Annotated in this window: 6 protein-coding genes, 1 tRNA gene and 1 pseudogene; 2 read left to right on the forward strand and 6 right to left on the reverse strand. The window is 46.7% G+C overall.

Annotation, left to right across the window (positions count from 1 at the left end):
- Positions 1-6 precede the first annotated feature (6 nt).
- Genes AC06L3_RS02855 through priA form a run of 4 tightly spaced genes read right to left on the reverse strand, consistent with a single transcriptional unit; the run spans position 7 to position 7307 of the window.
- Positions 7-1959: an NAD(+) synthase gene (locus tag AC06L3_RS02855; protein WP_475669116.1), complete on the reverse strand. Its 1953-nt coding sequence runs from the start codon at positions 1957-1959 to the stop codon at positions 7-9.
- A 1-nt stretch (position 1960) separates the two neighbouring features.
- Positions 1961-3358 carry an aldo/keto reductase gene (locus AC06L3_RS02860; RefSeq protein ID WP_475669117.1) on the reverse strand — a complete coding sequence of 466 codons (1398 nt, stop codon included), beginning with the start codon at positions 3356-3358 and terminating at the stop codon, positions 1961-1963.
- A 34-nt stretch (positions 3359-3392) separates the two neighbouring features.
- Positions 3393-4931 carry a 4Fe-4S dicluster domain-containing protein gene (locus AC06L3_RS02865; protein WP_475669118.1) on the reverse strand — a complete coding sequence of 513 codons (1539 nt, stop codon included), beginning with the start codon at positions 4929-4931 and terminating at the stop codon, positions 3393-3395.
- 42 nt (positions 4932-4973) lie between these two features.
- Positions 4974-7307 (reverse strand): replication restart helicase PriA, encoded by a 2334-nt coding sequence (gene priA, locus AC06L3_RS02870; RefSeq protein ID WP_475669119.1) that lies wholly within the window; start codon positions 7305-7307, stop codon positions 4974-4976.
- A gap of 348 nt (positions 7308-7655) precedes the next feature.
- Between priA and AC06L3_RS02875 the strand changes: the two genes are divergently transcribed.
- Positions 7656-7728: transfer RNA gene (locus AC06L3_RS02875), tRNA-Phe, on the forward strand.
- Positions 7729-7977: 249 nt separating this feature from the next.
- Here the strand turns inward: AC06L3_RS02875 and AC06L3_RS02880 are convergent.
- Positions 7978-8313: a transposase gene (locus AC06L3_RS02880; protein ID WP_475669120.1), complete on the reverse strand. Its 336-nt coding sequence runs from the start codon at positions 8311-8313 to the stop codon at positions 7978-7980.
- Between the two features lie 38 nt (positions 8314-8351).
- Between AC06L3_RS02880 and AC06L3_RS02885 the strand changes: the two genes are divergently transcribed.
- Complete coding sequence (locus AC06L3_RS02885) at positions 8352-9470, forward strand: tetratricopeptide repeat protein (protein WP_475669121.1); 1119 nt, start codon at positions 8352-8354, stop codon at positions 9468-9470.
- A 106-nt stretch (positions 9471-9576) separates the two neighbouring features.
- On the opposite strand, the pseudogene AC06L3_RS02890 reads toward AC06L3_RS02885, so the two are convergent.
- Positions 9577-9841 (reverse strand): annotated as a pseudogene (locus AC06L3_RS02890) (hypothetical protein); the annotation flags it as partial.

A 9841-nucleotide genomic window follows, 5' to 3' on the forward strand; every position in this document is an offset into this window, starting at 1 on the left:
TTCCTGTTAATGCCAGATTGTTGAATCAACATCCGACGGCATTACAAGGCCGCCTCTCGGACTCAGGGCAACGCTTCCTACGGCTATTCCGTCGGCACTGCAGCTGCGTTTGTACTGTTGTGCAAAGAAGCGTCTTGTGAAAGTGGCGAGCCATTTGTCAATGGTGGCTTCATCATAAAGCGGATACTCATCGTCCATTTCCTGTGCCTGAACTATGAACGCCTGATATGCCAGGTACTTGATTTTCTCAACAGAAGCTCCGTTATGAACCAGATGATACAGGAAGAAATCGTGCAGTTCGTAAGGGCCTACAAGGTCCTCAGTCTTCTGCTTTATCTGACCGTCCGCTGTTGCAGGTGTGAGTTCCGGGCTGATAGGTGTATCCACTATATCCAGCAGAATTGCAGCACATTCCGGATTCTCATCCTTCATGCCTGCAGCGCGCCATCTCACCAGTGTCTGCACAAGAGTCTTGGAAATGGAACAGTTAGGATTGTACATGCTCATGTGGTCTCCGTTGTAGGTTGCCCATCCCAGAGCAAGTTCTGACATATCACCCGTACCAACAACCATTCCGTTTATCTGGTTTGCAATATCCATGAGAATCTGTGTGCGCTCGCGTGCCTGGGAGTTCTCATAAACCACGTTATGGTTTTCAATATCGTGCTCTATATCCTTGAAATGCTGGATTACAGCATCCTTGACCGATATTTCCCTGAAAGTGCAGCCCAGATGCTCAATGAGCTTCACGGCATTGTTGTAGGTTCTGCCTGTAGTTCCGAAGCCCGGCATTGTTACCGCAGTTATTCCCTTGCTGTCGAGGTGTAACACCTTGAAAGCCTGCGCAGCCACCAGAAAGGCCAGGGTTGAATCCAGACCGCCGGAAATTCCTATGGCCACGCTCCTGCAATGCGTATGGTCCATCCTGCGCACCAGACCCATCACCTGTGTATTGAAGATTTCCCCACATCTTTTCTCCATATTGTACTGCGATGGTATGAAAGGATGGCGGTTCAGTTTCCTTACCAGCCTGTTATCATCCTCACTCTCAGGATCGCTCTCAACAAAGATGCTGTCGGCCTGCTGCAAGTACAAGCCAGCGCCTCTGAATGAAGGGGAAACAAGTCTGTGATTGGCAATGTATGAACAGTCAATATCATTGAAAATCAGCTGGTCATCCATTGTAAAGCGTTTTCCATGGGAAATCACTCTGCCACTGTCTGCAATCATTGCAGTACCGGCATAGAGCTTGTCGGTGGTGCTTTCTCCGTAACCTGCTCCAGCATTCACATAGCCGCAGATATATTTTGCGCTGGCGCATTCAACTGCATTGACCAGACGCTCGTAAAAACCTGCCGACTGCACGCTTGCACCAGGATTGAATATGATGCTTGCTCCACCAAGAGCTGCCTTGGCGCCGGGATTTTCAACGGCGGCGGCATCCGTACCTATTTCAATTGCGAACCTTACACCAGGCGCATCGGCCGAACTTATGCTGAAAAGCGGATTCGCCCCTATTGGAACAGGCAGTGAGTCAAAGAGTATTACATTATCATCCTCCAGGGAAGAAGCACTGGAGAACCATCTGCACATATCCCTGTCAATGAAATTCTTCACGCTTATTCCAAGCAGTTCCCCGCCATGAATCACAGCCGATGCATCAAAAAGATTGCCGCCCAGTTTCAGAGGCAGGCCAACTATTACGGTGGTCCTGAGGTTTGCCGTGAAATCAATCAGGCGGTGCAAAGCCTCAAGCGAAGCCCTCAGCAGATTTGAATTCATAAAGAGGTCCGCGCAAGTGTATCCGCTCAAGGAAAGTTCAGGGAAAAGGACAATGTCACAGCCCTTGTCCTCGGCCTTCTCAACCAGTGTCTCTATTCTGTTCAAATTTTCAAAAGGGTTGGCCAGCGCTACGCAAGGTACGGCTGAAGCCACCCTTATAAAGCCAAATCTGTTCATATTACAGTTCCAAGCCCTGCTTCAGTTTCTCAACGTATGCATCTATGTCACTCATTCTCTTAGGAATGTTGATTCTCTGAGGGCATTTTGTGGTACACAAGCCGCAGGTGATGCAATGGTCTGCCTGCCTTACGCTTGGAACAGCCCTGTCATAACCTACAAGAAACGCCCTGCGAGCCTTTGCGTAACCCTCGTCGGCCTTGCTTGAAACCACATTGCCGGCATTCACGCACTTGTTGTAATGTGCGAAAATTCCAGGAATATCAAGTCCGTATGGACAAGGCATGCAGTACTTGCAATCCGTGCAAGGAACTATAGGATATCCGGAATAAACCTTGGCAACCTCATCAAGAAGCTTGAACTCGTCTTCCGAGAGAGCCTCGAATGAATTGTAGGTTCTGAGATTGTCCTGAAGATGATCAATATATGTCATGCCGCTCAGTACTGTAAGAACCTGAGGGAACGAACCGCAGAAACGGAATGCCCACGAAGCCACAGACTGCGTAGGGCGCTGTGCCTTGAGCTGCTGAGCAAGGAAGTCAGGTACATTCGAGAGTCTTCCGCCAAGAAGAGGCTCCATGATTACTACAGGAATCTTCCTTGCAGCCAGGTCCTCATACAGACGCTTTGATGTCATTGACTCCCCTGAAGGATACTCCCAGTCAACGTAGTTCATCTGAATCTGAACGAAATCCCAGTGAACCTTCTCGTGATATTCCATAAGAAGGTTCCAGGCCTTCTCATCTCCGTGGAAAGAGAATCCCAGATGACGGATCACTCCCTTGGTCCTCTGCTCACAGAGCCAGTCAAGAAGGCCGTTGTCAATGAATCTCTTGATGAAACCCTCGGAATTCGATATGCTATGGCAAAGCAGGAAATCAACATAGCTGGTCTGCAGCCTCTTGAGGGAACGCATAAGCATTTCCTTGCCCTCCTGCAATGAATCATCCTTATGGTAATTGCTGAGCTTGGTTGCAAGATAGAAGGACTCCCTGGGATATCTTGCCAAAGCAATTCCAGTGGCCTCCTCGCTCAGGCCCTTGAGATATTTCGGAGCCGTATCGAAATAATTCACACCATGTGCAATTGCGTAATCAACCAAAGCGTTGATTTCTTCCTGGTCCAGCGCAACATTCTCGCCCTGTTCATTGGTAAGCCAAGGCCATCTCATGCAACCATACCCAAGAAGGCTTGCATTCACGCCTTCCAGATTATCAAAGTGCCTGTACTGCATTCCTTCTGTTGGAACCTCACCTAGAGCCTCCTGCGCAAAGTCTGCATTCTCCTCAGCAGTTTTTGTACCACATCCCGGCAGAGCACCTGCCACTACACCTGCAGCACCGAGAGCACCGGCCGCCTTGAGGAAAGAACGTCTGTTCAAATCTATATTTGTCTTCATGATTTTCTTTTTTTTTACAACGATGGTTTACTGATTAAATTGTTCTGTGGATATCAAGACCCTCTACGTAAATTGCGCTCAGAGGTCTTGCAGGACACAGATTCTCGCACTTGCCGCAGCCTATGCACTTGTTCTCGTCAACTACAGGAATCTTAGGAGAAGTCTTGTCTCCGTTCACGGTATGCATCATTGTGATTGCACCTGCAGGACATGACCTTGAACATTTTCCGCAATGATCCTTTCCGCTGGCCTCAAGACATCTCTGAGCAACTACAACGGCGGTACCAATCTTTATTGAAGATTTCTCTTCTACCGTAATAGGTTTGATTGCTCCGGCAGGACAGACATCCGCACAATTCGTACACTCAGGTCTGCAATAAGCTTTTTCATAGCTCATGTAAGGCTGCATGAATGACTTGAGATCTGAAGAAGGTCTGAGCACTCCATCAGGACACTTGCTCACGCAAAGCTGGCAGGAAGTACAGCGGCTGTGGAAATTCCTGACGCTGAGCGAACCTGCAGGAACCAGTTTGGAATTCCTTACAGGAGCTTCCTTAGGCATAACATCAGCAAGTGCGCCATCCTGAGCAAAAAGTTTTGGTGTTGCCATTGTTGCGGCAAGAGAGCCGGCTACAACCGCAGCTCCTGCTATGAAATCTCTCTTTGAGCTGTCAACGTTCCTTGACGGAGCCTCGCAGGCCTTGCGCTGAGAGTTCACCTCCTCCACGCTTACAGGTTTCACGCTTACTCCCTTAGGTCCAACCCATCTGTATGATATGGCCTTTACAGAACAGTTCTCCAGACAGTCCATACAGGCAACGCAACGTGAATAATCTATTGTATGGTTGTTTGTATTGATGCAGGATGCCTTGCAGTTCTTTCCGCACTTGGTGCAGTTCACACACTTGCTTGTATCTATCACCGGTTTGATGAAGCTGTATCTTGAAAGCCATCCGAGTACTGTTCCTACAGGGCAGATGGTGTTGCACCATGTTCTTCCGTTTCTCCAGGCGAGAACTGCAAGAACAAGCAGAGTTGCAATTGCAACAACAAGTGTTGACACGCCTTTGATCCAAACCTCGGTGGAATAGAAGGCGTAACTTTCGGAACGCTCTGCAAAATATGCGAATACATTGTTCACCCAGGCATAAACCGGAGCCAGAAGGCTCTGTGCTATCCTTCCGTATGCGCTGTAAGGGGCTATGATAGCCACCAAAGCGTTTGCTCCAAGAATGAGAGCCACTACGAAAAGAACAAGAACGGTATATTTGAGAATCTTCTTTGCAGGAGAGTAGCTGCATCTGTTCTTTCTTGCCTTGATTCCGCCGGCAAAGAAAATGTCCTGCATCACGCCGAGCGGGCATATGACAGAACAATAGATTCTTCCGAAAAAGAGAGTGAGGATTAGAAGCAATCCTACCACAACAACGTTGCCGGCCAGAAAAGCTGGTAGGAACTGAAGTTTTGCCATCCAGCCCAGATACCCTTTAAGAGCTCCTGTGAAGTCAACGAAAAGCAGCGTTATCCCTATGAAGAAGACAGCTGCAAGAACGATTCTCAATTTTTTCAACATAATGTTATTTGTTTAGTATTTATTATCCGTAAATTCCATGTTCTACAAGGGGTCCACGTCAATTATCAGGCGGCCTTTATCTATAAATTCACGCAGGCTTTCATACAATTTGCGCTTATTTGACACCAGATCCTTATTCCTTGCAAATTTAATGTAAAAACATTTCAAATGAACACCTCTGAGCCTGTCAATTTGAGGGCTGAAAGGTCCTGTAAGCTCCAAAGATGGAATTTTTTCAAGAATTTCACGTACTTGCCGGGCCAGAGCGTCAACCAGCTCTTCCGTGAAACCTCTGGCAATGATTTTCACGAGCCTTGAATATGGAGGAAAAAGGAAGTCCCTCCGCTGCCTCATCTCATCATCTGAAACGGTCATATTGTTATGGCATACCTCCTTGAGCCTTGTAAGAACAGGATGATCCTTCCAAGTGGTCTGAACAACCAGTTCACCGCCCTGTCCTCTCCTGCCTGCACGTCCCAGCAGCTGATAGAACATCTGGAAAGCCTTTTCATCGGCCCTGAAATCCTGCAGCCCCAGAATCTGTTCCGCCCCGAGAACCGCCACCAGCTTCAAGTCCTTGAAATCAAAGCCTTTGGTAATCATCTGCGTGCCTGTGAGAATTTTGATTTCTCCGCTGTCAAAGGCCGAAAGTATCTTCTCCTCCTCACGCTTGCTTCTTGTTATATCAGCATCAAAACGTCCTACGGAAAGTTCCGGGAACAGCTGTTCAAGCTCCTCCTCTATCTTTTCGGTGCCCGTTCCTTTTGGAACCATTGATTCACAGCCGCATTTCCTGCATTTTTTCTCGAAAGGTCTGAAATACTCGCAATAGTGGCATCTGAGCGTATTGTCGGATTTATGGTATGAAAGCATTACGTTGCAGTGAGGGCATACTGCCGGCTCACCGCATTCCGAGCACTCCACCATAGGTGCGTATGAACGCCTATTCTTCAACACCAGCACCTGCTGCCCTTCATCGGTAACCCTCCTGATTTTATTTATCAGTTGCTGGCTGAAACTGCCTTTCATCTGATGGGTGAACCTGGCGTGAAGTGTGTCGATGATTGTGACCTCAGCTGCTTGCCTGCTCGTATTTTCTGTTCTATTCCTGGCATTGTTGCAGGAAGAATAGTATTTCTCGCTTAGATTTACCAAAGCCAGCTTGCCAAGATGCACATTGTACAGACTTTCGTATGAAGGCGTTGCGGAACCTAAAAGCAAGTTGATATGCTTGCTGCTGCCATTTGAAATGGCGCTGAACATTATTGCAACATCGCGGGCATTGTATCGAGGTGCGGGGTCCTCCTGTTTGTAAGAATTGTCGTGTTCCTCATCAACAACAATAAGCCCCAGTTCCCTGAAAGGCAGCAGAAGAGCCGATCTTGTTCCAAGAACGAAGAACGGTCCCTGGCCTCGGCTCAAACTTTCCTGCACCCTGGCTTTCCTTGCTGGCGTGACTTTTGAATTATAGAGAAGGAGTCTGCTGCCAAAGACAGATTTCAATCTGGCATTCAGCTGTTTGCTCAAGGAAATCTCAGGTTCCAGCATGAGCACGGATTTCCCGGAAAGCATTGAATCTATCGCCAGTGAAATATAAATCTCAGTCTTGCCACTTCCAGTCACTCCTTCAAGAAGCACCCGCCTGCCTTCTCTGAAGAGAGTCTGAATTCTAGTGTATGCCTCCTTCTGCGGTACTGAATGCTCAGGTCTCCTGCATTTCAAGGATTCGCAGTATTCGGGAAAGGCATCGCAGTTTGAATCAGTGCTTTTGTTTTTCCGGTTCTTCCGGGATGTATCGCCTTGGCAGGAGTACGGATCAATGGCTGCACCGGCCTGGGAATCAATCCGGGAGTCTTCCTGAGCATGCTCAAGATCGGCAAACCTTATCCTATTCGGCAGCGCCGCTTTCATCACCTCCCCCACTGTACATAGATAGTACCCGGCAATTTTCTCCCAGAAACTCATCTGCGTTTCGGGAACCGGCGGAATATCCAGAACCATGCTTATGTCACGCAGTTTGTGAACGGTGTCCAGCTCATTCGTCCTGTGAAAACGTCTCACCACCCCTGCATACTTTGCCTTGCCGAATTCCACCTTCACCCACGACCCCTCGGTTATTTGTGCGGCTGCGTTCGCCAACTCATTGGCGGAATCTTTCCAAGATTCAATGGCAGTCTCATTTCCAGAAGCGCAACCCTTCCTGCAGACATCCGCTATCGCAAGCCCGCCCTCCGGAGCGGCCACAGATTTGTTTGCAGACGCACAGGCAGAAGTGTGAACATCCTTGCAGATATCGCTTACGAGCACAAGATCCTCAGGAACGTTGTAGAGGATGACGCCGTGAAACTTTACCGGAAGTATAACTTCTGCGAACATATTCAAACCTGTTTTTTACAATCCGCTAAGTTAAGCAATCCTCAAAAAATAACTAAGCTTACGTTTCAAGAAATCATACAAGATATTTTGCCGGAATTACATCTGAAATTATCCGTTCGGAAATTGCGGTACTCACGGACAAGCACTCCAGAGCATTTGGGAGCGGGCAGGTGAGAACAAGATGCCTTTTTTAGGCAGGTGGTACTCAATATGTCACTCAAGATGCATGTCTGGCAGGGATTGTTGAGTACCAAACAATAATTTCAAAAATAAATTTGCAGGAAAAGAAAATATACCTATCTTTGCAATCCCAAACCGCAAGCAACTGCGTAAAGTTCTTGAAACAATGGTGCCATAGCTCAGTTGGTAGAGCAAAGGACTGAAAATCCTTGTGTCCCTGGTTCGATTCCCGGTGGCACCACTTCAAAATGCCTCTCAGATATCTGAGGGGCATTTTCTGTACCACAAAACAGTGCCACAACGAAAAGTTACAGAAAATCTCATCAGTGTTACCCCACAAAAGTTTCAGCTTCAAATGGCATCGCCAGGCATTATTATCTATAAAAGACTTAGCCTGCATTATTCATAGCCACCACGCTCTACCCTCACTGTCACCGTACCAACGGCTCGAATTTCCCCGGAGCCACACGGATTTTCTGGTAAAAGCCGTTCAATGTGCCTGAAAGCAGCACTCGAAGATGGCCAGAAAGCGCAATCTTGCGCACTTTTTCAAGTGCGGAGTGCAGCAGTGCTTCCTCTGGCGGAGCATCTCCGTCTGGCTGTGTATCACCAAGGGCTCCCAGCGGGGATCCTTGATACAGGATTCGATGCGTTCTATGATGCGGCTTGATGACTTTTCGTATTCACGGACGAGTGTCAGTCCGCCAAGCGAGGAAAGTTCGGGTGCAGAGAAATCGACCGTCACTTTCTTGCCAGCGATGGGCTTAAGTTCAAACAATGTCGGAAAAGTTTGGCAATCTGCGGAAGATGAAGTAATTTTGCTCATGAAGTAAAGGAAAAATCATTTTCAATACAAAAAATGCAATGAGATTTTTTTATAAACACATTATACACCCCCTTTTATCCAAAAGCTTAGGTAAGAAATCTTTTACAAGTGACCCTTATCTTGGTATGTGCATAGAAGCAGAAGGTAGTGATATTATCGCTGATGAGCAATTCCGAATCGGTGTAGCATATCAAAATGGAGCTTATATGCTTCCACAAGACAACAAGAATGCTTTAGAATATTATCGCAAAGCAGCTGAGAGAGGTCATGCAGTAGCGCAGTTGTTCATGGTAATGGGACTGATGCGTTTTAATGATGACCATAACGACGAGGTTATGGGGTGGCTTCAAAAGGCAGCATTACAGGGTGAAAGACAAGCCATGTATAATCTTGCGATTAGTTATCACCGAGGGGATGTTGGTGGATATCCTGATATAGTAAAGAGCACAGAATTGCTTCGTCGCTCTGCCGAAAAGGGATATGGAGCTGCATGTTCCAGATATGCAATCTTGTTTTTGAACGGAGAAGATGGAGTCAACAAGAATCTTGCAGTGGCTAAATTTTGGGCTTTGGAAGCCTATGGTTTAGGCAACGAACAAGATGATGAAGTCCTGAAACACATTATTAGTGAGGATGACTTGGTCGATGGCAAAATTGATGCTACGAAAATCTATAATGAGGCTGCTGAAGCAGAGGAACCTCATGCCTTGTACAAAATAGGCAATGCTTATATTGAACAGGATTTGAATAAAGCAGTAGAATTTTGGCAAAAAGCATCTGACATGGGAAGCAATTATGCAAAGTGCAACCTTGCAAAATATTATCGCCAAGAGAAAGAAGATTACGCAACTTCAAATCGTCTTTTTGAGGAAGTGGCAAATAATGGCATCGAAGAAGCATGTCATGCCTTGGCAGAGTCATTTTATTATGGCTATGGAGTAGAGAAAAACGTGAAGAAAGCTCTTGAATGGAACGAGAAAGCATTGAACCAGGGTTATACTCCAGCTCGTTATTTACTTGCAGTTATGTGTTTACAGAACTCCTTGTGTGAGATTCTTCCAGATAAAGTGTTGAGAGGTATGAATTATATGGAGCAAGCCGCCAGAGATAATTATCCCTTGGCTATAAAGTTCTATGAAACATCCATGACTTTTTAACCTGAATTATTCATAAAGAAAGTAAAGGAGTCTCATAATTATTTGGTAATCAGAGGATTAAATGTTATTTTTGTAATACTGAAACAAAAACATTTTTTCCTTTACCTTAATTCCGCAACATTTTTCGTAAAAGATTGTCAAATGGCCTGATAAACAAAGGCTTACCAGGCCTTGACAGAAGGGTACGGGTTGTGGGAATCGGAGGATTGGCAGCCAGAGGACACTTCAAACCGAAGATCTTGAAGTACTTCCTCACAGCATAAACGGCGTGCTTCATATGGGATCCTGACGCCTTCCGTTTCAGCAGCATGTTGTAGTAGTCCGTGTACTCCAGTTCGGTGATTGCTTCCGGCATTTTGCCGAAATGATGG

It is taken from the genome of Candidatus Egerieousia sp. (genome assembly GCF_056211015.1).

Bases quoted from the DNA above. Each gene is read 5' to 3' on its own strand.
- AC06L3_RS02865 (WP_475669118.1), bottom strand. From the start codon at position 4,931: ATGTTGAAAAAATTGAGAATCGTTCTTGCAGCTGTCTTCTTCATAGGG.
- AC06L3_RS02880 (WP_475669120.1), bottom strand. From the start codon at position 8,313: ATGAGCAAAATTACTTCATCTTCCGCAGATTGCCAAACTTTTCCGACA.
- AC06L3_RS02855 (WP_475669116.1), bottom strand. From the start codon at position 1,959: ATGAACAGATTTGGCTTTATAAGGGTGGCTTCAGCCGTACCTTGCGTA.
- AC06L3_RS02885 (WP_475669121.1), top strand. From the start codon at position 8,352: ATGAGATTTTTTTATAAACACATTATACACCCCCTTTTATCCAAAAGC.
- priA (WP_475669119.1), bottom strand. From the start codon at position 7,307: ATGTTCGCAGAAGTTATACTTCCGGTAAAGTTTCACGGCGTCATCCTC.
- AC06L3_RS02860 (WP_475669117.1), bottom strand. From the start codon at position 3,358: ATGAAGACAAATATAGATTTGAACAGACGTTCTTTCCTCAAGGCGGCC.